Here is a 22,662-nt window from a genome sequence, read left to right on the forward strand (position 1 = left end):
GTCGTCCTCCCGAGTTTGAAATGGATCAGGCCGTTGCGATCGTCTCGACAGTCTTCGCCATGTCGACGATCGTCCACCCTGGCCGATATGGATTGGGCCGACGACCCGTTTCGTGAAAGCCATACTCTTTGTAGAGCGCGATGTTCCGCTCCATCTTAGTGTTGGTATAGAGCCGCACCTCGGGCAACCTCCACGCCCGTGTCTGCTCGTCCGCGAAGTTGAGCAGCGCGATGCCAAAGCCCTTGCCCTGAAAGGCAGGGCAGACGGCGACGGAGAAGATCATCGTGTGATCTGGGTGGCGTTCGAGGACAATCAGTCCGGCCGGCTCGCCGTCGCTTTCCAGCAGCCAGGCCTCATCGCGCAGGATCCGCGGCACATAGTCCTCTGTCACCGGGATCGGCGGCGCGCCCAGCAACGCAGTGTAGGGCGCGTAGGCAGCGGTGTTCAGTTCAACGACAGCATCAAGATCACCGGCAAGCGCTCTTCTGATCTTCATTTGAAGGTTCTTCCAAACGCCGCCAGCCAGTCCTCATTCACTCCGCCGCTTCGCGCTTGCCTCCGGGGCGCCGTTCCAGCAATTCCCGCAGGAACTGGCCGGTGTAGCTGCGCTTCTCGCGGACGATGTCCTCCGGCGTGCCGGAGGCCACCAGCTCGCCACCGCCGTCGCCGCCTTCGGGGCCTAGATCGAGCACCCAGTCGGCGGTCTTGATCACTTCGAGATTGTGCTCGATGACGACCACCGTGTTGCCCTGATCGACCAGTTCGTGCAGCACTTCGAGCAGCTTGGCGACGTCGTGGAAATGCAGGCCGGTGGTCGGCTCGTCGAGGATGTAGAGCGTCTTGCCGGTCGCCTTGCGCGACAGCTCCTTGGCGAGCTTGATGCGCTGCGCCTCGCCGCCTGACAGGGTCGTCGCCTGCTGGCCGACATGGATGTAGCCGAGGCCGACCTGCTTCAGCGTCTCCAGCTTGTCGCGCACGCCGGGCACGGCGGCGAAGAAATCGACGCCCTCCTCGACCGTCATGTCGAGCACGTCGGCAATCGACTTGCCCTTGAATAAGACGTCGAGCGTCTCTCTGTTATAGCGCTTGCCATGGCAGACGTCGCAGGTGACATAGACATCCGGCAGGAAATGCATCTCGATCTTGATGACGCCGTCGCCCTGGCAGGCCTCGCAGCGGCCGCCCTTGACGTTGAACGAGAAGCGGCCGGGCTGATAGCCACGCGCCTTGGACTCCGGCAGGCCGGCGAACCAGTCGCGGATCGGCGTGAAGGCGCCGGTGTAGGTGGCAGGGTTGGAGCGCGGCGTCCGTCCGATCGGCGATTGGTCGATATCGATGACCTTGTCGAGGAATTCGAGGCCCTCGATGCGGTCGTGCTCGGCCGGATGCTCGCGCGAGCCCATGATGCGGCGAGACGCCGCCTTGAACAGGGTCTCGATCAGGAAGGTCGATTTGCCGCCGCCGGAGACGCCGGTGACGGCGGTGAAGGTGCCGAGCGGGATTTCGGCGGTGACGTTCTTCAGATTGTTGCCGCGCGCGCCGACAATCTTCAGGCGCCGGCTCTTCTTGGCCTCGCGCCGCACGGCCGGCGTCGCGACTTCGAGCTCGCCGGACAAATATTTGCCGGTGATCGAGGCCGGGCTTGCCATGATCTGCTGCGGTGTTCCCTGCGCGATGATGTGGCCGCCATGGATGCCGGCGGCCGGGCCGATATCGACGACATAGTCGGCATGCAGGATGGCGTCTTCGTCATGCTCGACGACGATCACCGTGTTGCCGATGTCGCGCAGATGCTTCAGCGTGTCGAGGAGCCGCGCATTGTCGCGCTGATGCAGGCCGATCGACGGCTCGTCCAGCACATAGAGCACGCCGGTAAGGCCGGAGCCGATCTGCGAGGCCAGCCGAATGCGCTGGCTCTCGCCGCCCGACAGCGTGCCGGAATTACGCGACAGCGTCAGATAGTCGAGCCCGACATCGTTGAGGAAGCGCAGCCGCTCGCGGATCTCCTTGAGCACGCGCACCGCGATCTCGTTCTGCTTGTCGCTGAGCGAGGCGGGTAGCTCGGTGAACCAATGGTCGGCCTTGCGGATCGACAGCTCGGTAATCTCGCCGATGTGCTTTCCGGCGATCTTCACCGCAAGCGATTCCGGCTTCAGCCGGTAGCCGCGGCAGGCCGGGCAAGGCGTGGCCGACATGAAGCGCTCGATCTCCTCGCGCATCCAGGCGGATTCGGTCTCCTTCCAGCGCCGTTCGAGATTGGGAATGACACCTTCGAAGGTCTTGGTCGTCTTATAGGAGCGCAGGCCGTCATCGTACTGGAAGGTGACCTCGCGCTCGCCGGTGCCATGCAGGATGGCTTGCTTTGCCTCTTCGGTCAGATCCCTGAATTTGTCGCCGAGCTTGAAGCCATACGCCTTGCCCAGCGCCTCGAGCGTCTGCACGTAATAGGGCGAAGTCGATTTCGCCCACGGGCTGACGGCGCCGGCACGCAGGGACAGATTGTCGTCGGGCACGATCAGGCTGGCGTCGATCGCACGCTGGCTACCGAGGCCATCGCAAGTCGGGCAGGCGCCGAATGGGTTGTTGAAGGAGAACAGCCTGGGCTCGATCTCGGGAATGGTGAAGCCGGATACCGGACAAGCGAACTTTTCCGAGAACAGGATGCGCTCATGCGTCTCGTTCTTCGACTTGTTGACCGAATCCTCGCCGGTCTGGCTGGCATCGAGCGGCCGGTCGGCGAATTCGGCCACCGCCAGCCCGTCGGCGAGCTTCAGCGCGGTTTCGATGGAATCCGCAAGCCGCGTCGCTAGGTCGCCGCGCACGACGATGCGATCGACGACGACGTCGAGGTCATGCTTGTACTTCTTGTCCAGCGCCGGCACGTCGGCGATTTCGTAAAAGACACCGTCGACCTTGACGCGCTGGAAGCCCTTTTTCTGCAGCTCCAGCAGTTCCTTGCGGTACTCGCCTTTGCGGCCACGCACCATCGGCGCCAGGATGAACAGGCGCGTGCCTTCCTCGACCGCCAGCACGCGGTCGACCATCTGCGACACCGTCTGGCTCTCGATCGGCAGGCCGGTGGCCGGCGAATAGGGGATGCCGACGCGCGCGAACAGCAGCCGCATATAGTCGTAGATCTCGGTGACGGTGCCGACAGTCGAGCGCGGGTTCTTCGACGTGGTCTTCTGCTCGATTGAGATGGCCGGCGACAGGCCGTCGATCTGGTCGACATCCGGCTTCTGCATCATTTCGAGGAACTGCCGCGCATAGGCCGACAGACTCTCGACATAGCGGCGCTGGCCCTCGGCATAGATGGTGTCGAAGGCGAGTGACGACTTGCCGGACCCCGACAGGCCGGTCATGACGATCAGGCTGTCACGCGGCAGGTCGAGATCGACATTCTTCAGATTGTGTTCGCGCGCCCCGCGAATGGAAAGATATTTATGGTCGGCCATCGCCGGTCGCCGCCTCAGATCTGGAATCTCATGGGATGGCGGGTTGTCCCGGCCATCCCCTATGTAGGTAATTTCGTCACCTTTTCGAGAGACGCCACAACTCTCGACCAAAGCCTTTAACCGTCTTTCGCGCAGGCGAGCAAGCGGAAAGAACAAAGACCGAACACGCTCCTGACAAAAGCGTCCATGAAACCAGCTTCACAAACCGCCCCATCATGGTGGATTTAAAGTTCCACGCGTTTGCTAGCTCGCGAACGCAGCACGGCCGATGCCGCGCTGCTCAAAACTGCAGCGGATTTCGGTTTTGCCGTATAAGCGATCACATTTTTTGTAATCGGCTATCCAACTGTTGACGTCTCAGCCTCAGAGAGTCAGACTCCAAACGTCACCGAAGCCGGCCGTCTTTCGATGGCCTCGCCACCCTAAGGTGGCCTGCTAGACGTCGCAGGCTTTTGCGATATGTGCTTCGGACGACACTGGTCGCAATGGACAGAAGAGGAGAGCAGAAGGAATGACTCCACCGGACAGTCCCTTGAGGTTCCACGTGTCGGTGGAGCCGCGGCAGGCATAAGTGCCAGGGCAGGCGTTTGCGCCGCCCGACAAACCGTGACCTGTCGATCCTTATAAAAATCAGAGACCACTAGTCGGATCAGCGGCTGAACACCGCGAAGCATCCGAAATCGAACGCCGGCAGTATATTCCCGGCAAGTTGGATTTTAAATCCAAGAAAGCCCCGACCGTTTTGCTGAAGCAACGGCGGGGCTATTCGTTTCAGATGACCGCAAGCGCACGGGCTGCCTTGTGGCAGCGATGAAGGCAGATGGCCTATCGCCGGGAGGGCTTGATCGAGCCGGCGCTGACATCGAAGGTTAAGCTGCCGGAAATCCTGACATCGGTATCGCCGATCTTGAATTGGCCGTTGCCGGGCACGGCATCGTCGGGCTCGGGAGCCGGCTTGGCGATGCGATAGTCGTCGGCCACGCCGGGCAGCGTGCCTTTGTGCGAAGGCGTTGAATTGTCTTCGGCGAACGCCGTGCTGGAGGTCATCGCCGCGGCAGCGATGCCGACGACAAGCCTGTTCAAACGCATGCGGGAATCTTTATCGACCATCGGACGACCATATCGCCGCCCAGGGCCCGAAGCGAGACCGGTGGCGATCAAACTTGCCGAACGGCTTGGCTGTTGTCTCACATGGTGTTCGGCTACCCCTTCACGCCGCCTGTTTGCGCGTATCGAAAACATGATCGACAAGGCCCCATGTCTTTGCCTCCGCGGCGGTCATGAAATAATCGCGGTCGAGCGTGCGTTCGACCTCCTCGTAAGTGCGGCCGCAGTGATGCGCATAGAGTTCGGTCATGCGCTTCTTGGTGCGCAGGATGCCTTCGGCGTGACGCTGGATATCGGAAGCCTGACCCTGAAAGCCGCCCAGCGGCTGGTGCAGCACGATGCTGGTGTTAGGCAGCGCGATGCGCCGTCCCGGCGTGCCCGCCATCAGCAGGAACGAGGCCATCGAGGCGGCAAAACCCATGCAGACGGTGGATACCGGGCTGCGGATATACTGCATCGTGTCGTAGATGGCGAAGCCGCTGGTCACCACGCCGCCCGGCGAATTGATGTAGAGGGATATCTCCTTGTCGGGATTGTCGGATTCCAGCGACAGGAGCTGAGCACAGACCAGTGCCGACACATTGTCGTCGATCGGGCCGTTGATGAAGACGATGCGCTCTCGCAGCAGCCGCGAAAAAATGTCGAAGGCGCGTTCGCCGCGGCTCGACTGCTCGATCACCATTGGCACCAAATTGGCAAAACCGCTCATCGCTTTTCTCCGTTATGTGGCTCAGGCCGCGCGCAGGAACAGGCGAGGCGTGTTTGCGGCAATTGTCTGTTTGGTGCTGTGTGCGTTGAACGAAAGCCGGCAACCGCCGCCCACCATCGCAACCGCGGATGTAGCTACTCGCGCAAATCCATCGTGGACGATGCGCAGATGCGTGCCGCCCGACACGGTGCGGTCGAGCGTGAAGGTGACGATGCTATCCATTGGGCTATCCAGCGGGCTGGCGAGCGGATCCGCTGCATTGCCAGGCTCCGGCCGCTCCCGCCAGGAGTAGCGCAGCAGGCGTTCAGGCTCGGCGTCGAGGACTTCGCACTCGATCGGTGCGTCCGGCTTGGCAAAGGCAAAGCGGCTGCCGATCTCGGGCTTGATGTCGTTCGGCATCATCCAGGCCGCGAGCAGGTCCGGCACCGTCAGCGCCCGCCACACTTTTTCTGGCGGGTCTGGAAGCTCGCACTCGAACTCGATCGAGTCCGTCGCGTCCGAATGCTGTTTTGCCGTCATTGATCCATATCCTTCAAAACCGCCTTGAGCCGTTCGATACGCTCGGGCCAGAAAGCACGGTAGCGCTCGATCCAGCCGAGCAGAGGGTCAAGCCCTTGCGGATCGGCGCGATAATAGGCGTGGCGGCCGGCTCGCCGCTCGACCACCAGGCCGGCGCCGCGCAGCACCGCGAGATGCTGCGACACGGCCGGTTGCGACACGGTCATGCCGCTGCGCAGTTCCGATACGGTCATCTCGCCGGCGGCGAGCCGTTCGTAGACGGCGCGGCGCGTCGGGTCGGAAAGCGCTCGAAAAATCTCTGCTTCGATCATGGCAGAAGCATAAGTCTACACTTATTGGTTTGGCAAGCCGTGTTTTTAGGCAGGCGCGGTTTTTTACAAGGCCGTTGGAAGCCAGCGCCTCACCGTCTCCGTGGATCCGTTGAACGTCGCCTCGAAAATTGGTGACGCGAGCACGGCCTGTATATGAAGCATTTCTGAGCCGACGTTTCGGAAGCCATGTTTCCTGTGCGCGGAGACAACAAGCGACTGTCCGGTGGTCAAGACGACACGGTCTTCATCGATCCACATCTCGGCCTCCCCAGCGATCACAGTAAGCACTTCCTCGACCGGGTGCCAATGTGTCGGGGCGCCAACTGCCGGTTCGACCCACTGTTCAAATATGCAAAGTTGAGTTGCGCCATTGCGGGCCGAGACGTGCATGCGAGTCTGTACTCCCGCTCGCCACTCCTCTTGCGGCTGTTCGTCATGCGCAACCGTCTTCATTGTTTCGCCCTCGATCCCATAGGCGTGGAAATTCGACGCCAAGACACTACTTGTTACTGACAACCATTGACAGCGCAGAACCTCCGTTCTAGAACGAAAAGGGAACAAAAACCTTGTGGGAAAAGCCAGCCACAGCAAGCGGAGAGAACCCACACTCTATAAGGTGCAGCGACAAAAATTAGTTTCGGATGAGCGCGGAGAAGTATCATGGCGGGTAGCGTCAACAAGGTCATTCTGGTGGGCAATCTCGGGGCGGACCCGGAAATCCGCCGTTTGAATTCGGGTGAGCCGGTCGTCAACATCCGCATCGCCACGTCGGAAAGCTGGCGCGACAAGACGTCCGGCGAGCGCAAGGAAAAGACCGAGTGGCACAACGTCGTCATCTTCAACGACCAGCTCGCCAAGGTCGCCGAGCAGTATCTGAAGAAGGGTGCGAAGGTCTATGTCGAGGGCCAGTTGCAGACGCGCAAATGGCAGGACCAGACCGGTAATGACCGCTACACCACCGAAATCGTGCTGCAGAAATTCCGCGGCGAGCTGCAGATGCTCGACGCACGCGGGCAGGGCGAGGGCGGTCAGGTCGGCAGCTATGCCGGTGGCGGCAGCAGCCGCGGTTCCGATTTCGGCCAGTCGGGCCCGGGCGAGAGTTTCAATCGCGGTGGCGGTGGCGGCAACAAGGGCGGTGGTGGCGGCGGTTCGTCGCGCGAACTGGACGACGAAATTCCGTTCTGATCCCTCGGAGCGAACGGCTCTGCCACAACGCTAGCTACTTGAGGCCACGCTTTGGCGTCCCGAAATCTCTCCTGGGTTTTCGGGACGTTGTGCGTTTGAGTAGTGCGCGGTGAAAGGACTTATCAGGTGAAAGCACGGGTCAAATGGGTCGAGGACCGCACTTTCGTCGGCGAGTCCGGCAGCGGTCACAAGGTGGTGCTGGGGACCGCGTTCGGACCGAACGGCAAGACGCCGGGGCCGAGCCCGATGGAACTGGTTCTGCTCGGCACCGGCGGCTGCTCGGCCTATGATGTGGTCCACATCCTCGAAAAGGGGCGCGAGGCGGTCGAAGACTGCGTGGTCGAACTCGACGCCGACCGGGCGGAGGCCGATCCCAGAGTATTCACGCGCATCCATATGCATTTCGTCGTCAAAGGCCGGGCGCTCTCACCCGACAAGGTGAGGCGGGCGATCAACCTTTCGATCGAAAAATACTGCTCGGCTTCGGCGATGGTAGCCAAGACCGCCGAGATCACCCACGACTTCGAAGTTATTGATACGACGGCGAAATAATAGCGTCGCCCCCGCGAGTTGGACGACGAAGCCCGTATGACAAAATCCCGCGTTCAGGGACCGTTTGTTTCTTCGGACGCGGCTCGGGTTCCCTGATGGAATACCAATCGCCAGTGCCCATCGGTGCGTTTCCATATGGAACTGCGCAGTGATGGAATAGCTTTTTCTTTCTTGGGCCTTAGCCGGTAAGTCAAAAGCACCACCTCAGGCGCCAATTGAACTGTTCTGACGTCGGTCATTTCCAGCTCATCATCCGGTGCCGGTTCGGCTTTCGACGCAGGAAGCGCTGCCAGAATCGATCTCTTGTCATATTCATTGCCGGATTTTCCGAACTCGATCATGCCGTCGTCGAGCACGGTTTCAAGAAAATCCGGGTCATAGCGGGTCGGCGCCCGCAACAATGCGAGTTCCAGCTCGACGATCTTGGGGTCGGTTACCGTATCTGACATCATGCCGCCATCAGCGCCTTGATGCCGTCGGCGACGAACTGCACGGCGAGTGCCGCCAGGATGACGCCGAGCAACCGCGTCAGGATGGAGCGGCCGGTCTGGCCGAGGATGCGGTCGATGCGCTCGGCCAGCACGAACACCAGATAGGTGATGACAAGGCAGATCGCGATGATGCCGACAAGAGCTGCCTGCGCGCCAAAGCCCGGAAAGGAGCCGGACAGCAGGACGGTCGCTGAAATCGCGCCCGGACCGGCGATCAGCGGGATCGCCAGCGGGAAGGCGGCGATGTTGTGGATCATATCCTTGGTGATGGCGACATCGCCGATCTTCTCCTTGCGGTCCTGCCTGCGCTCGAACACCATTTCGAAGGCGATGAAAAACAGCAGAAAGCCGCCTGCGACGCGGAAAGCCGGCAGCGTGATGCCGAACACCGACAGGATCGATGCGCCAGCGATTGCGAACAGCGCCATCACCAGGAAGCCGATGATCGAGGCGCGCACGGAAACCTGGTTGCGCTCCTCGCGGTTCATGCCGCGGGTCACGGCGAGGAAGAGTGGTGCCAAGCCAGGCGGGTCGATGGTCACGAGAATGGTGACGAAGGCGTTGAACAGGCTGTCGAAGCTCGGCATCTCTGACCCTCCCCGCCGGGCCGTGCCCGAATACTGGCATTGCCCCAATATTGGCATTGCCCAATCTTGGCATTGCCCAATCTTGGCATTGGTAGAGCAAAGCAGGGTCAGTGGAAACCGCTTGAGCAGCGGGAGTTCGGCAACCTTGATGAGGCAGGGTGAGCCTAGCCGGCCGCTCCGCAATAGGCCTCGAGGCGATAGCCGTCCGGGTCGACGACAAAGGCGGCGTAATAGTTTTCGCCATAGCTGGCGCGCAGGCCAGGTGCCCCATTGTCACTGCCGCCCGCACGCAAGGCGCCCGCATGAAAAGCGTCGACGCTGCTCCGCGTCGGCGCCGCAAAGCAGAAATGCAGGCCGGACTCGCCGTCGGCCGAAACCGGGCGCTGAGCCTCGTTCACCCACAGCGACACCGCCTCCGCACCATAGCCGAGCGAGCCCGGCGACTGGCTGAGACAGGTATAGCCAAGCGGCTTCAGCGCGGCATCATAAAAACGCTTCGAGGCGTCGGTATCGCGGACGCCGATCGAGACATGATCCAGCATCTTTTTCTCCTTTTTTACAATACGTTGGGCCGTCAGTTTCCAGTCGTGCGCCGCGCCAGGAACTCGACTTCGAGCCGCCAGGTCGCGCCATCGTTCTGTGAGCGTTCGCCCAGCCAGCGGAACGAATTTTCGGTAATGCGGGAAAAGCTCCAGCGCACCGAGGCGCCGGTGCCGTCTGCGCCTTGCTGGACGATGGTGTCGCCCTCGGCGCGGCCGAGCTGACGGCTGTAATATTGGGTGCGCGGATCGCTCCAGAAGATGTGCCAGGCGTCGACGCCGGGGTCATAGACGCGCAGTGTCGTGCCATAGAAGGTCCATTTGCCGAGGGAATTCTGTGCGCCAGTGTTCCGCGCGGGCAGGATCCATACGTCCTGGATTGCGCGGCCCTCGAGCACCCAGCCGAAATGCACCTCGCCGCGCCCGGTCAGCACCTGGCCGTCTTCGAGATGGCGCGTGGCATCGAATGTCCAGGCGCCGACGAAGCGGCCGTAAAGGTTCAGTTTTTCCGCCAAGTCCCCCGCAGGCCCCTCGCTGTGCAAGGCTTCGGCAAAGGAAGATGAATTGAGCATGATTTCGACCTCATCTTGTCAGGAGCCCCATTTTGTCAGGAGCCCATTTTTGTCAGGAGATTGGGAAGAATAGGCGGCGGCAGGGTTCTGTGCTTGGGAAAAATTGCTATCTTTCAAGCCATGACAACGAGCGCGCATAGAGTGGCGTCGGGACGAGGCTGGCAGGTGTCGGACGTGGTCTGCACCGCCGGCGCCGCTGATCGCCCGTTCGAGGAAGAGCATCGCAAGTTCTGCGTCGCCGTGGTGACCAGCGGCACCTTCCGCTACCGAGCGCAACAGGGAACAGCGATGCTGGCGCCGGGCGCGCTTCTGCTCGGCAACCCCGGCACATGCTATGAATGCGGACACGAGCATGGCGCTGGCGACCGTTGCCTCTCCTTCCATTTCGAGCCGGCCTATATGGAACAGATCGTCGCCGGCATGCCGGATGCAAAGAAGCTGAATTTCAAGATGCCGCGCCTGCCGCCCTTGCCGGCGCTGGCAGCGCTGCTGGCCGAGGCGGAAGCCGCGCGCGAGATGGCCGACATCGACGCGTTCGAGGAACTCGCTCTGCGCATTGCCGGCGCGGCCGTCGCCTCCGGCGTCACGCCTGCTGCCCGGGTGCCGAGCCGCCGCGACCAGAAACGTGTCGCAGAGGCGGTGCGGCGCATCGAAAAGGACGCCGAAAGGCCGATCTCGCTTGCCGAGCTTGCAAGCGAGACGGCGACCAGCCCCTACCATTTCCTGCGCAGCTTCCGGCACGTGGCGGGCGTGACGCCCTACCAGTTCCTGCTGAAGACCCGGCTGCACAGGGCGGCGGTGCGGCTGCGCATGTCGGACGAGGCGATCTCGACGATCGCCTTCGAGGCGGGGTTCAATGATTTGTCGACCTTCAACCGCCGTTTCCGGCGTGTGATGGGGGAGGCGCCTGGCGCCTACCGGCTCCGGCAGCGAGGTGATAAAGCGCCGAGCACATCTGCCGTTCCGGCGTTGTGAAGCAAAATTGGCCTGACAATGAGCTTTGCGCCGGTCGCCACGAAATGCGCCTCGGCCATATCGTCGCAATCGGTGATATCCTTTTGAAATCACCACAAAAATCGCCACTGGAAAACTGCCGCGGACATTGGAGTTTCGGCCCGGCTTCCTATATAAGCACCGAGTGATTCCTGATTAGATTGTGACCTGATTTGACCGACCAGAAGACACCGCGCGGCGCCGACGGCGGCCCCACCGGCATCGAGCCGATATCCATCATCGAGGAGATGCAGCGCTCCTATCTCGATTACGCCATGAGCGTGATCGTCAGCCGTGCGCTGCCGGACGTGCGCGACGGGTTGAAGCCGGTGCATCGCCGCATCCTCTATGCCGCCCATGAGAGCGGCTACCACTGGAACCGCAAATATGTGAAGTCGGCCCGCCCGGTCGCCGACGTGATGGGTAAATACCATCCGCATGGCGACGCCTCGATCTACGACGCCTTGGTGCGCATGGCGCAAGACTGGTCGCTGCGCGTGCCGCTGATCGACGGGCAAGGCAATTTCGGCTCGATCGACGGCGATCCGCCGGCGGCGATGCGTTATACTGAATCGCGGCTGACCAAGGTCGCGCATGAGTTGCTGGAAGACATCGACAAGGACACCGTCGATTTCCAGGACACTTATGATGCGTCCGGCAGCGAACCGAAAGTCCTGCCGGCGCGCTTCCCGAACCTGTTGGTCAATGGCTCCGGCGGCATCGCCGTCGGCATGGCCACCAACATCCCGCCGCACAATCTGGGCGAGGTCTGCAACGGCGCCATTGCCCTGATCGCCAATCCGGCGATCGACCTGCCGGCGCTGATGGAGATCATTCCGGGGCCGGATTTCCCGACCGGCGCCATCGTGCTCGGCCGTTCCGGCATCTACAGCGCCTATTCGACGGGCCGCGGCTCCATCGTCATGCGCGGCCGCGTCAATATTGAGCAACGCGGCAACGACCGTGAATCGATCATCATCACCGAGGTTCCCTATCAGGTGAACAAGTCGTCGATGATCGAGAAGATGGCCGAGCTTGTGCGCGACAAGCGCATCGAGGGCATTTCCGACATCCGCGACGAAAGCGACCGCCAAGGCTACCGCGTCGTCATCGAACTGAAGCGCGACGCGGTCGCCGACGTCATCCTCAACCAGCTCTACCGTTTTACGCCGCTGCAGACGTCGTTCGGCGCCAATATGGTGGCGCTGAACGGCGGCAAGCCGGAATTGCTGACGCTAACCGACATGCTGAAGGCGTTCGTCGCCTTCCGCGAGGATGTGATCAGCCGGCGCACGAAATTCCTGCTGCGCAAGGCGCGCGACCGCGCCCATGTGCTGGTCGGCCTTGCCATTGCTGTCGCCAACATCGACGAGGTCATCAAGCTGATCCGCAGCGCTCCGGACCCGCAGACGGCGCGCGAGCAGTTGATGGAGCGGCGCTGGCCCTCGGGCGACGTCGAATCGCTGATCCTGCTGATCGACGATCCGCGCCACCGCATCAACGAGGACGGCACCTACAATCTGTCCGAGGAACAGGCCCGCGCCATCCTCGAACTGCGCCTGCAGCGCCTGACCGCGCTCGGCCGCGACGAAATCGCCGACGAGTTGAACACGATCGGCGACGAGATCAAGGATTACCTGAACATCCTGTCGTCCCGCGCCCGCATTCAGCAGATCGTCAAGGACGAGCTTGCCGCCGTGCGCGACGAGTTCGGCACGCCGCGCCGCACCGAGCTGTCCGAGGGCGGGGCGGATATGGAAGACGAGGACCTGATCCAGCGCGAGGACATGGTCGTGACGGTCAGCCATTCCGGCTACATCAAGCGCGTGCCGCTGTCGCTCTATCGGGCGCAGCGTCGCGGCGGCAAGGGCCGTTCCGGCATGTCGACCAAGGAAGAGGATTTCGTCACCCGGCTGTTCGTCGCCAACACGCACACGCCGGTGCTGTTCTTCTCTTCGCGTGGCATCGTCTACAAGGAAAAGGTCTGGCGCCTGCCGATCGGCAACCCGCAGTCGCGCGGCAAGGCGCTGATCAACATGCTGCCGCTGGAGCAGGGCGAACGCATCACCACCATCATGCCGCTGCCCGAGGACGAGACCAGCTGGGGCGAGCTCGACGTGATGTTCGCAACGACGCGCGGCACGGTGCGCCGCAACAAGCTGTCGGACTTCGTCCAGGTCAACCGCAACGGCAAGATCGCCATGAAGCTGGAAGAGGAAGGCGACGAGATTCTCGGCGTCGAGACCTGCACAGACAATGACGACGTGCTTTTGACCGCAAGCTCCGGCCAGTGCATCCGCTTCTCGGTCAGCGACGTGCGCGTCTTCCAGAGCCGCAACTCGGTCGGCGTGCGCGGCATCGCCATGGCTGCCACCGACCGGGTGATCTCGATGGCGGTGATCGAACATGTCGAGGCGCCGCCGGCCGAGCGCGCCGCTTATCTCAAGCGGGTGGTGGCCGAACGGCGGCTCTCCGCCGGCATTGCGGCCGGCGAGGACGAAGACATCCAGCTTACCAATGAAGAGGTTGGCGAGGAGACGGAGCTTTCCGACGAGCGCTACGAATTCCTCAAAGCACATGAGCAGTTCGTGCTGACGGTGACGGAATATGGCTACGGCAAGCGTTCGTCTTCCTATGATTTCCGCCTTACAGGGCGCGGCGGCAAGGGCATTCGCGCCACCGACGTGTCGAAAGCGGCCGAGATCGGTCGCCTGGTGGCGACCTTCCCGGTCGGCAACGACGACCAGATCATGCTTGTCTCGGACGGCGGCACCGTCATCCGCGTGCCGGTCAACGGCATTCGTTTCGCCAGCCGCGCCACCAAGGGCGTGACCATCTTCAACACGGCCGACGGCGAGAAGGTCGTTTCGGTGGAGCGGATATCGGAACCGCAATCGGACGAGGAAGCCGAAGAGAGTGTTGAGGGCAACGCCAGCCCGGATGCCGGTGCTGACCCGGACAACAGCGGCGAGTAGGCCTTGATGGGGAAATGCCGGCCCGATGGGCCGGCGCCGTCAACAAATAACGGCCGGCTCAGAAGTGGCGATAAGGCTTGCGGATACCGAAGCCCTCGAACCGCTTGGTATTGGCCTTGGCGCGGACACGCCCTGCTTCCTGATGCAACCCGAATACGGTGGCAATCAGCATGGCGACGGTCATTGCGGCGGCGAGCATGTAGATCAGCATGTGCGTGTTCTCCTGCGCCTAACAACGTTCAAATGGGGTTTTGGTTTCATCTTCTGAAGCTGCAGCCTAGTGAACGCTGCGTGAAGCCTCTGTGATCGGCCCGTTCATCTGTCGTTCATTTCGGTCAAAAGGTTCACTCAAAGCGCATCGCGATTAACGTGGCCCAGGCGATGCGCATTGAGTCCCTGTTTGGGTGCATGTCGTTGTCCCAAAACCGCTGCGCACTTGGGCGACATGCATTGGCGGCTCGCTGATCGGATTGCCTTTGCGAGAGAGGCTCGCTAGAAGCACCTGCAATGACAGAACGCATCGCCCTCTATGCCGGCTCCTTCGATCCGCTGACCAACGGCCATCTTGACGTGCTGAAGGCGTCGCTGGCCGTGGCGGACACGGTCTACGCGGCGATCGGCATTCATCCCGGCAAGAAGCCGCTGTTTTCCTTCGAGGAACGGGTCGGCCTCATCGAAGCGGCGACGAAGGCCGAATTCGGCCGTGACGGCGCCCGCATCAAGGTGGTCGCCTTCGACGGGCTGGTCATCGAAGCGGCCAGGAAGCAGGGCGCCTCGATCATGATCCGCGGCCTGCGCGACGGCACCGATCTCGACTATGAGATGCAGATGGCCGGCATGAACGAGACCATGGCGCCGGAACTACAGACGGTTTTTCTGCCCGCCAGCCCTTCGGTGCGAACCATTACCGCCACACTTGTCCGTCAGATAGCCTCGATGGGAGGCGACATCCGCCCCTTCGTGCCGGCGGCTGTGGCTGGCGTACTCACCGCCAAATTCGCGAAATAAGGCATGTCGCCCAGAAGTCGAACCCGGTTTCGGGACAGCGATATGCATGAAACAAAGGTTTTCGGAGAAAGATCCATGCAGCTCAAAAGGCTCGCCACCTGCTTTGTCGTTCTTTTCGGCCTTGTGGCTGCATCCGTTTCGGCCTTCGCCGCCGATCCGGAAAACACCATGATCATCACGCTGAAGGGCGGCGACGTGACCATCGCACTCAGGCCTGATCTCGCGCCGAAGCATGTCGAGCAGATCAAGAAGCTGGTGCGCCAGGGCGCTTACGACAGCGTCGCTTTCCACCGCGTCATCGACGGCTTCATGGCACAGACCGGCGATGTCAAGTTCGGCAACATGAAGAACGGCTTCAACGCCGATGCTGTCGGTACCGGCGGTTCCGATCTTCCCGACCTGCCGGCCGAATTCTCGACGTCCGAGCGCTACGTGCGCGGCGTGGTCGGCATGGCCCGCTCGCAAAACCCGGATTCCGCCAATTCGCAGTTCTTCATCATGTTCGCGCCGGCGCCGCCGCTCGATGGCCAGTACACCATCGTCGGCAATGTCGAGAAAGGCATGGAGTTGGTGGACCAGATAAAGAAGGGCGACGAGGCGCAGAACGGGGTTGTCACCGGTCCCGATCGCATGATCAAGGTGCGCATCGCCGCTGACGGCAAGTAAACCCATTAGTTTCAAAGGATATTTGACATGGCCGAGATCAAGGACCGCGAGAACGCGCTCATCATGGAAACGACCAAGGGCAAGGTCGTCATCGAACTGTTTCCCGATCTGGCGCCTGGCCATGTCGGCCGCATCAAGGAACTGGCGCGCGAAGGCGCCTATGACGGCGTCGTATTCCACCGCGTCATCGACGGTTTCATGGCGCAGACCGGCGACGTGAAATTCGGCAATTCCAGCAAGCCCTCTTTCGCGCCCGCCCGTGCCGGCACGGGCGGCTCCGACAAGCCCGACCTGAAGGCCGAGTTCTCCAACGCCAATCACGGCCGCGGCACCTGCTCGATGGCGCGCTCGCAGAACCCGAACTCGGCCAACTCGCAGTTCTTCATCTGCTTCGACGATGCCGCCTTCCTCAATCGCCAATACACGGTCTGGGGCCAGGTCATCGAAGGCATGGACAATGTCGACAAGATCAAGCGCGGCGAGCCGGTTCCGGATCCCGACAAGATCGTGTCGCTGAAGGTCGCGGCCGACGTGAAATGACCTACCGGGCTGTCGCGGCTATCACTCTGATGCTTGTCGCGGCGGCCACTCCGGCGCTGGCGACGGAATCGATCGTTTGCAGCGCTGAAGGCGAGGCGGCATCGATCGACATCCTGATGGGGCATACTGCTGTCATCGCGGTTGCGCGGGTATGGCTAGATGCCGGCGGCAGGAACTGGACCACTGACGGTCAGCCGGGTTCGACGAAAGTCATCGTTGGACAGGCATTCGAAGACGACCAGCACATGGCGATCGATCTCACCGATGAGGGCATCAACTCGATCGTCGCCAAATTGCGACTGGTCAAAGCCAGCGAACAGTCCAATTTCGCAATGGGCGGCACGCTGAGCATCGACGGTGTTGGCGCCTGGGCGGTGACCTGCCCGGAACCTTGAGTTGGGATTTCCTTGCGCGTCGACCTTTTCGACTTTGAACTGCCGGAGGAGCGCATCGCGCTTCGACCGGCAGAACCGCGCGACAGCGCCAAAATGCTGGTTGTCAGGCCGGGTGAGGGGCTTGAGAACCGGACGGTGCGCGAGCTACCGACCCTGCTCGAGGCCGGTGATGTGCTGGTCTTCAACGACACCAAGGTCATTCCGGCGCAGTTGAAAGGCATCAGGCGGCGCGGCGAAGCGGCGGCGCAAGTCGAAGCTACGCTGCACATGCGGGTGGCTCCCGACCGCTGGCTGGCTTTCATGCGGCCGGGCAAGCGCATCGCCGTTGGCGACCGCATCCATTTCGGCCATGACACCAATTCCTGCTTTCTTGGCCAGCTCGATGCCACGGTGATCGAGAAGGGCGAGGCCGGCGAGGCGTTGCTTGGCTTTGACCTGTCAGGTCCATTCCTCGACGAGGCGCTGCATGCCGTCGGCCACATTCCGTTGCCGCCCTACATCGCCTCGAAGCGCGATGACGACGAGCGCGACCGCAGCGACTACCAGACCATCTATGCCAGGGAGGAGGGCGCCGTGGCGGCACCCACGGCCGGCCTGCATTTCACGCCGGAGCTTTTCGCCGCGCTCGATGCCAAAGGCGTCGAGCGGCGCTTCGTCACCCTGCATGTCGGCGCCGGCACGTTCCTGCCGGTGAAAGTCGACGACACCGCCGATCACAAGATGCATGCCGAGATCGGCTCGGTCAGCGCGGAAACCGCCGAGGCGCTGAACGCGGCAAAGGCGCGTGGCGGGCGCATCATCGCCGTCGGCACGACGTCGCTGCGCCTGCTTGAAAGCGCTGCGCGGGAGGACGGCCGGCTCGCCGCGTGGTCCGGCCCGACGGACATCTTCATCACGCCCGGCTACCGTTTCAAGGCCGCCGACATGCTGATGACCAATTTCCATCTGCCGCGCTCGACGCTGTTCATGCTGGTTTCGGCGTTTTGCGGTCTGGAAACGATGCGTGCGGCCTATGCGCATGCGATCGAGAACCGCTACAGGTTTTATTCCTACGGAGACGCAAGTCTGCTGTTCAAGGAGGAGAACGATGGACGCGCGTCCGGTATACACAAGGAATTCAATGACTAAGGCGTTTACCTTCGAGGTGCTGGCGACCGACGGCAAAGCGCGGCGCGGCGCGATCACCATGCCGCGCGGAGAAATCCGCACGCCCGCCTTCATGCCGGTCGGCACCGGCGGCACGGTCAAGACCATGTATATGGATCAGGTGCGTGGCGTCGGCTCGGACATCATCCTGGGCAACACCTATCATCTGATGCTGCGGCCCGGCGCCGAACGTGTGGCGCGGCTTGGCGGCCTGCATGAATTCGCCCGCTGGCCGCATCCGATCCTGACCGACAGCGGCGGCTTCCAGGTTATGTCGCTGTCGAAGCTGAGGAAACTCACCGAGAAGGGCGTCACCTTCCGCTCGCACATCGACGGCGCCGCCTATGAGATGTCGCCCGAGCGCTCGATCGAGATCCAGGGACTGCTCGATTCCGACATCCAGATGCAGCTCGACGAATGCACAGCGCTGCCGGCCATGGAGAAAGAGATCGAGCGGGCCATGGAGCTGTCGCTGCGCTGGGCCGAGCGTTGCAAGACGGCATTCGGCGATCAGCAGGGCAAGGCGATGTTCGGCATCGTCCAGGGCGGCGACATACCGGCCTTGCGGCTGCGCTCGTCGCAGGCGCTGAAAGCGATGGACCTCAAGGGCTATGCGATAGGCGGGCTGGCCGTCGGCGAGCCGCAAGCGGTGATGCTCGAAATGCTCGAAATCACCTGCCCGGAGCTGCCGGCGGACAGGCCGCGCTATCTGATGGGTGTCGGCACGCCTGACGACATCTTGAAATCGGTGGCGCGCGGCATCGACATGTTCGATTGCGTGATGCCGACGCGCGCCGGCCGTCATGGCCTCGCCTATACACGGCGCGGCAAGGTCAATCTGCGCAACGCTCGCCATGCCGACGATCCGCGCCCGCTGGACGAGGAGAGCGACTGCCCGGCCGCCAGAGATTATTCGCGCGCCTATCTGCACCATCTGGTCCGCTCGCAAGAGGCGTTGGGGGCGATGCTGCTGACCTGGAACAATCTTTCCTACTACCAGAAGCTGATGCAGGACATTCGTGCCGCCATCGAGGCCGGCGCCTTCGAGGCTCGGGCGGTGGAAATTTCTGAGGGCTGGGCAAGGGGCGATATTCCAGCCCGCTAAAGCCTGTCCGGGAACTGTTTTGAAACGACTGACGAATAAGCATTGCCGGCATGGCATTGGGCGGGGACCAAGAACCTGTTCGTCTCGGGACAAGCTTCAGCTTCAGAAGTGACGGCGCGGACGAACGGCGTTGCCGAACCTTGCGCCTCTTCTTTCATGTCGGTCCGGCGATGGATGGCCAAGCCATCGCTTGCGATTTTTGCGATCGTTGTGGCTGGCCTTGTTCTGCGGTTGCTGGGCGCACGCGGCGATCTCTGGCTGGACGAGATCTGGAGTTTTTCTCTCATCGAGCCGCTCACCTCGATCAACCAGATCTTCTGGCGCGTAAATCACGACAACAATCATTTCCTCAATTCGGCCTATCTGTATCTGATCGGCCCTGATACTTCGCCGCTGCTCCAACGAGGCCTGTCCATCGCGTTCGGCGCCAGCACGATTGTTGCAGCTGCGGCAGTGCCACGCGGGCGATGGGCGATGATTTCCACAAGTCTGCTGTTTGCAGTGAGCTATCCGATGGTCCACTATGGCTCGGAAGCGCGCGGCTACGCCGGGCTGGTGCTGTTCACGCTCCTTTCTGTGGTTTTTCTGGAACGCTGGCTCGACAAAAGAGGTTCATCGGTCATCGCTTTGGCCGCGGCGATCCTGCTGGGCCTGCTGTCTCACCTCACGATGATCGAAATGGTGCCGGTCCTTGTAGCCTGGACCACATGGGTCACTTGGCTGCGCACGGAAAGGATTGGCCGCACACTCGCTGACGTCGGTTTGACTTTCACGCCTGCCGTCCTTGCGGTGCTGCCGTTGGCCATCTGCGTGGTCGTCGGCGCCCAGCTGTCCGGCTTCGTCGTCGGGGGTGTTTCGCCTTTCTCGTTCCAGGCGTTCGCAAAGGGATATGGCGGGGTGATCAGATATCTGCTGGGCCTGCCGTCCTGGATTGGCGATTGGGCCTGCATCGCTGCTGCCTGCGGCATGGTCTGCATCTCTGCCGGCATATGGCGTGATCGTCGGGCCAGTCTCTACGTCATCGGAATTGTGGGATTGCCTGCCCTCATGTGCGCAGCGAATCTGCCCAATCTCCAGATCCCACGCTATTTCATCGTCAGTGGAACGTTGTTGCTGCTTTGGACTGGCGAGATGCTCGGTCGCGGCTTCGATGCGGGCGGGTTCAAAAGATATCTGGCGGCAGGAGCGCTCGCGGTCATGATGAGCGGCAGCATATCGTCGCTGCTGCAGTTCTACGAATATGGCCGCGGTTCCTATGCCTCGATCGTGGGGCAGATGACGCAAAACGGTGCCACCACCTATGCCAGCAACCACGACTTCCGGACTGCGATGGTCGTCGACTACTTTGCAGCGCGGACAGGCCGTCAGGCTTGGTTCGTCCCGAAAGACGAACTATGCATTCGACGTCCCGCTTGGCTGATCATGGAGGGTGATCCTGACATGCAATCGAAACGGGTCGAACCCGCGTCGGCTTGCGCACTTGCCTATGAGCGAATTGATGCGTCAAGGAACTGGGGCCTATCAGGGCTGAGCTGGACGCTTTACCGGCGGCGCGATTGATCAGACCGTCGCGGCTCGGGCACGCGCTCAGGTGCTCAGCGAAGTGGAAGCGCGCAGGCTGCAGCCGGTGATGCGGAAGCTGCCGTCGGGCTGTTGCGTGTAGACGGCCGTGTAATCCTTGCCATCCGGCCTGACGATAACATACGGTCGGCGGCGCTTCACGGTTTCAGCAGCCGCGAACATTCGCCGTCCGGCCGCAGTTAAGCTTCTTCCTTTAAATCGGGTTCTGCCTGAGCGCCGTCCTGATGCTTGAAAGCCGGGCGGCAGTCTGCCACAAGGGCCGCCTATGCGCATGACCCCGAAAATCGGAATCGATTTTCGGAAAGGATCATGCGCAATCAAAGTGCTACAGCGTCCTTTGCGAGTTCTAAAGGACGCGCGGCGCTGTAGGCGCAAGCTTGAGCAGGACCGGTCAATGAAGGCATTTTTCGTGCAGATAAAGTGCGATCTGGGCAAGGCCTATGACGTTGCCAGCGCTTTGGCCGATGCCGAGATCGCTTCGGAAATCTACTCGACAGCCGGCAACTACGATCTGCTCGCCAAATTCTACGTCGACGACGAGGAAGACATCGGCCATTTCGTCAACGAGAAGGTGCAGATTCTTCCAGGCATCAAGGACACGTTCACGGTCGTCACCTTTCGCGCGTTCTGAGCAGCGCCTGCCGCCTGCCTGGACATAAGGCAAAGCCTGATCGCAGCCATATTGGTGCTGCCCTAATTTTAGGCAGCCGCCACATACTGATCGCCCGCGTCCTCCAAATCGCCGATTGCGCTTGATTTTCTCCGGTGACGCCAGTGAAATGGCCTCACAGGGGAGTATGCGATTGGCAGCGTTCGACGAAATGCTTCCGGAAATCTCCGGATTGAGAAAACCGTATTCGGCTTACGATCGCTGGCTGAAGGAGCAGGATCCGGCCAGGCTTACTGAAAAGATGCAGGACGCCGAACGCGTCTTTCGCAAGACCGGCATCACCTTTGCCGTCTATGGCGAGCAGGAAGCCTCCGAACGCCTGATTCCCTTCGATATCGTTCCGCGCATCATATCCGGCAATGAATGGCGACGGCTGACGCAAGGCATCGAGCAGCGCGTCCAGGCGCTGAACGCCTTCCTCGACGATATCTACCACCGCCAGGAGATCTTGCGCGCCGGGCGCGTCCCCAAGGAATTGATCGCCAAGAACGAGGCGTTCCTGCCGGAGATGATCGGAGTGCGGCCGCCGGCGGGCGTCTACACCCATATCATCGGCGTCGATATCGTGCGCATCAGCGAGAACGAGTTCTACGTGCTGGAGGACAATGCGCGCACGCCGTCCGGCGTCTCCTACATGCTGGAGAACCGCGAGACGATGATGCAGCTCTTTCCCGAGCTGTTCCAGCAGATCAAGGTACGGCCGGTGGAAAACTATCCGCAGCTCTTGCGCCAATCGCTGGCAGCGGTGCGGCCGCAAAGCACCAAGGGCGCGCCGACCATCGCCGTGCTGACGCCTGGCAGCTTCAACTCCGCCTATTTCGAGCATGCCTTCCTTGCCGATCAGATGGGCGTGCAGCTTGTCGAGGGACAGGATCTGCGCGTCGTCGACGGCCATGTCGCGATGCGCACGACCGAAGGCTACAAGCAGATCGACGTGCTTTATCGAAGGGTCGATGATTCTTTCCTCGATCCGCTGACGTTTCGGGCGGACTCGGCACTTGGCGTGCCGGGCATCATGGATGTCTACCGCGCCGGCAACATCACCATCGCCAATGCGCCGGGAACCGGCATCGCCGACGACAAGGCGATCTATTCCTACATGCCCGAGATCGTCGAATTCTACACCGGCCGCAAGGCGATCCTCGGCAACATCCCGACCTGGCGCTGCTCGGAGCCGGACAGCCTGAAATATGTGCTCGAACACATCCATGAGCTGGTGGTGAAGGAAGTTCACGGGTCCGGCGGCTACGGCATGTTGGTCGGGCCGGCGGCGACCAAGAAGGAATGCGAGGATTTTTCCAAGAAACTCGCGGCAAAACCGTCGAACTACATCGCCCAGCCGACACTGGCGCTGTCGACCTGTCCGATCCTGACCGACAAAGGACTGGCGCCGCGCCATGTCGATCTCAGGCCCTATGTGCTGGTTTCCGACCGCATCCAGATCGTGCCGGGCGGGCTGACGCGCGTGGCGCTCAAGGAAGGCTCGCTGGTGGTCAACTCATCGCAGGGCGGCGGCACCAAGGATACGTGGGTGCTCGATGATTAATTTTCACTTG

General features: G+C 61.7%; 25 protein-coding genes and 1 pseudogene. 13 read left to right on the forward strand and 13 right to left on the reverse strand.

Annotated elements, in window-relative coordinates:
* Positions 1–25: 25 nt before the first annotated feature.
* The 7 genes from EN885_RS19685 to EN885_RS19715 all read right to left on the reverse strand — a co-directional run bounded on the left by EN885_RS19685 (position 26) and on the right by EN885_RS19715 (position 6,596).
* A complete protein-coding gene (locus EN885_RS19685; protein WP_128242543.1) occupies positions 26–496 on the reverse strand; it encodes a GNAT family N-acetyltransferase in 471 nt (156 codons plus the stop codon).
* 37 nt (positions 497–533) lie between these two features.
* Positions 534–3,455 (reverse strand): excinuclease ABC subunit UvrA, encoded by a 2,922-nt coding sequence (uvrA, locus tag EN885_RS19690; RefSeq protein WP_128242544.1) that lies wholly within the window; start codon positions 3,453–3,455, stop codon positions 534–536.
* Between the two features lie 825 nt (positions 3,456–4,280).
* The gene (locus EN885_RS19695) at positions 4,281–4,544 is read right to left on the reverse strand and encodes a hypothetical protein (RefSeq protein ID WP_128242545.1); all 264 of its coding nucleotides are present in this window, start codon (positions 4,542–4,544) and stop codon (positions 4,281–4,283) included.
* A gap of 121 nt (positions 4,545–4,665) precedes the next feature.
* Positions 4,666–5,271, reverse strand: a complete 606-nt coding sequence (locus EN885_RS19700; protein WP_095485308.1) for an ATP-dependent Clp protease proteolytic subunit — start codon at positions 5,269–5,271, stop codon at positions 4,666–4,668.
* A gap of 21 nt (positions 5,272–5,292) precedes the next feature.
* Complete coding sequence (locus EN885_RS19705) at positions 5,293–5,790, reverse strand: SRPBCC domain-containing protein (RefSeq protein WP_128242546.1); 498 nt, start codon at positions 5,788–5,790, stop codon at positions 5,293–5,295.
* The gene (locus tag EN885_RS19710; RefSeq protein ID WP_128242547.1) at positions 5,787–6,101 is read right to left on the reverse strand and encodes a metalloregulator ArsR/SmtB family transcription factor; all 315 of its coding nucleotides are present in this window, start codon (positions 6,099–6,101) and stop codon (positions 5,787–5,789) included. Before EN885_RS19710 ends, EN885_RS19705 begins: the two co-directional genes overlap by 4 nt.
* Positions 6,102–6,164: 63 nt before the next feature.
* The gene (locus EN885_RS19715) at positions 6,165–6,596 is read right to left on the reverse strand and encodes a cupin domain-containing protein (protein ID WP_245493110.1); all 432 of its coding nucleotides are present in this window, start codon (positions 6,594–6,596) and stop codon (positions 6,165–6,167) included.
* 165 nt (positions 6,597–6,761) lie between these two features.
* On the opposite strand from EN885_RS19715, the gene ssb reads away from it, so the two are divergent.
* Both ssb and EN885_RS19725 read left to right on the forward strand, forming a co-directional pair.
* Complete coding sequence (gene ssb, locus EN885_RS19720) at positions 6,762–7,286, forward strand: single-stranded DNA-binding protein (RefSeq protein ID WP_127204120.1); 525 nt, start codon at positions 6,762–6,764, stop codon at positions 7,284–7,286.
* Between the two features lie 126 nt (positions 7,287–7,412).
* Positions 7,413–7,838: an OsmC family protein gene (locus tag EN885_RS19725; protein ID WP_128242548.1), complete on the forward strand. Its 426-nt coding sequence runs from the start codon at positions 7,413–7,415 to the stop codon at positions 7,836–7,838.
* 53 nt (positions 7,839–7,891) lie between these two features.
* Here EN885_RS19725 and EN885_RS19730 read toward each other — a convergent pair whose 3' ends face one another.
* The 4 genes from EN885_RS19730 to EN885_RS19745 form a co-directional block, all read right to left on the reverse strand.
* The gene (locus EN885_RS19730) at positions 7,892–8,290 is read right to left on the reverse strand and encodes a DUF4440 domain-containing protein (protein ID WP_245493111.1); all 399 of its coding nucleotides are present in this window, start codon (positions 8,288–8,290) and stop codon (positions 7,892–7,894) included.
* On the reverse strand, positions 8,287–8,916 hold the full coding sequence (locus EN885_RS19735) for a MarC family protein (RefSeq protein WP_029352879.1): 630 nt from the start codon (positions 8,914–8,916) through the stop codon (positions 8,287–8,289). Before EN885_RS19735 ends, EN885_RS19730 begins: the two co-directional genes overlap by 4 nt.
* A gap of 164 nt (positions 8,917–9,080) precedes the next feature.
* On the reverse strand, positions 9,081–9,458 hold the full coding sequence (locus EN885_RS19740; protein ID WP_128242549.1) for a VOC family protein: 378 nt from the start codon (positions 9,456–9,458) through the stop codon (positions 9,081–9,083).
* A gap of 32 nt (positions 9,459–9,490) precedes the next feature.
* Positions 9,491–10,027, reverse strand: coding sequence for a hypothetical protein (locus EN885_RS19745; RefSeq protein WP_128242550.1), 537 nt, complete (start codon positions 10,025–10,027; stop codon positions 9,491–9,493).
* A 120-nt stretch (positions 10,028–10,147) separates the two neighbouring features.
* On the opposite strand from EN885_RS19745, the gene EN885_RS19750 reads away from it, so the two are divergent.
* Positions 10,148–11,002, forward strand: coding sequence for an AraC family transcriptional regulator (locus EN885_RS19750; RefSeq protein ID WP_128335207.1), 855 nt, complete (start codon positions 10,148–10,150; stop codon positions 11,000–11,002).
* A gap of 191 nt (positions 11,003–11,193) precedes the next feature.
* Entirely contained in the window at positions 11,194–13,995 is a 2,802-nt protein-coding gene (gene gyrA, locus EN885_RS19755) for a DNA gyrase subunit A (protein WP_128242551.1), read from the forward strand.
* 58 nt (positions 13,996–14,053) lie between these two features.
* Here the strand turns inward: gyrA and EN885_RS19760 are convergent, their stop codons facing one another.
* Complete coding sequence (locus tag EN885_RS19760; RefSeq protein WP_095485300.1) at positions 14,054–14,206, reverse strand: hypothetical protein; 153 nt, start codon at positions 14,204–14,206, stop codon at positions 14,054–14,056.
* Positions 14,207–14,502: 296 nt separating this feature from the next.
* Between EN885_RS19760 and coaD the strand changes: the two genes are divergently transcribed.
* The 7 genes from coaD (at position 14,503) to EN885_RS19795 (ending at position 20,415) form a co-directional block, all read left to right on the forward strand.
* Positions 14,503–15,003 carry a pantetheine-phosphate adenylyltransferase gene (gene coaD, locus EN885_RS19765; RefSeq protein ID WP_128242552.1) on the forward strand — a complete coding sequence of 167 codons (501 nt, stop codon included), beginning with the start codon at positions 14,503–14,505 and terminating at the stop codon, positions 15,001–15,003.
* A gap of 75 nt (positions 15,004–15,078) precedes the next feature.
* The gene (locus tag EN885_RS19770) at positions 15,079–15,669 is read left to right on the forward strand and encodes a peptidylprolyl isomerase (protein WP_128242553.1); all 591 of its coding nucleotides are present in this window, start codon (positions 15,079–15,081) and stop codon (positions 15,667–15,669) included.
* Between the two features lie 27 nt (positions 15,670–15,696).
* Positions 15,697–16,209 (forward strand): peptidylprolyl isomerase, encoded by a 513-nt coding sequence (locus tag EN885_RS19775; RefSeq protein ID WP_091593716.1) that lies wholly within the window; start codon positions 15,697–15,699, stop codon positions 16,207–16,209.
* On the forward strand, positions 16,206–16,604 hold the full coding sequence (locus EN885_RS19780; RefSeq protein WP_128242554.1) for a hypothetical protein: 399 nt from the start codon (positions 16,206–16,208) through the stop codon (positions 16,602–16,604). Before EN885_RS19775 ends, EN885_RS19780 begins: the two co-directional genes overlap by 4 nt.
* A gap of 12 nt (positions 16,605–16,616) precedes the next feature.
* A complete protein-coding gene (queA, locus tag EN885_RS19785; protein WP_128242555.1) occupies positions 16,617–17,732 on the forward strand; it encodes a tRNA preQ1(34) S-adenosylmethionine ribosyltransferase-isomerase QueA in 1,116 nt (371 codons plus the stop codon).
* Entirely contained in the window at positions 17,725–18,855 is a 1,131-nt protein-coding gene (tgt, locus tag EN885_RS19790; RefSeq protein ID WP_127204112.1) for a tRNA guanosine(34) transglycosylase Tgt, read from the forward strand. The genes queA and tgt overlap by 8 nt, the downstream gene beginning before the upstream one ends.
* Positions 18,856–19,029: 174 nt before the next feature.
* Positions 19,030–20,415, forward strand: a complete 1,386-nt coding sequence (locus EN885_RS19795) for a hypothetical protein (RefSeq protein WP_128242556.1) — start codon at positions 19,030–19,032, stop codon at positions 20,413–20,415.
* Positions 20,416–20,442: 27 nt separating this feature from the next.
* Here EN885_RS19795 and EN885_RS19800 read toward each other — a convergent pair.
* Positions 20,443–20,556 (reverse strand): annotated as a pseudogene (locus tag EN885_RS19800) (DUF4864 domain-containing protein); the annotation flags it as partial.
* Between the two features lie 274 nt (positions 20,557–20,830).
* Here EN885_RS19800 and EN885_RS19805 point away from each other — a divergent pair.
* Entirely contained in the window at positions 20,831–21,067 is a 237-nt protein-coding gene (locus EN885_RS19805; RefSeq protein WP_023674883.1) for an Lrp/AsnC ligand binding domain-containing protein, read from the forward strand.
* Positions 21,068–21,239: 172 nt separating this feature from the next.
* A complete protein-coding gene (locus EN885_RS19810; RefSeq protein WP_164897880.1) occupies positions 21,240–22,652 on the forward strand; it encodes a circularly permuted type 2 ATP-grasp protein in 1,413 nt (470 codons plus the stop codon).
* Positions 22,653–22,662: the final 10 nt, after the last annotated feature.

The sequence above is a fragment of the Mesorhizobium sp. M6A.T.Cr.TU.014.01.1.1 genome (genome assembly GCF_004022765.1).
In the GTDB taxonomy this organism is placed as follows: Bacteria; Pseudomonadota; Alphaproteobacteria; order Rhizobiales; family Rhizobiaceae; genus Mesorhizobium; species Mesorhizobium mediterraneum.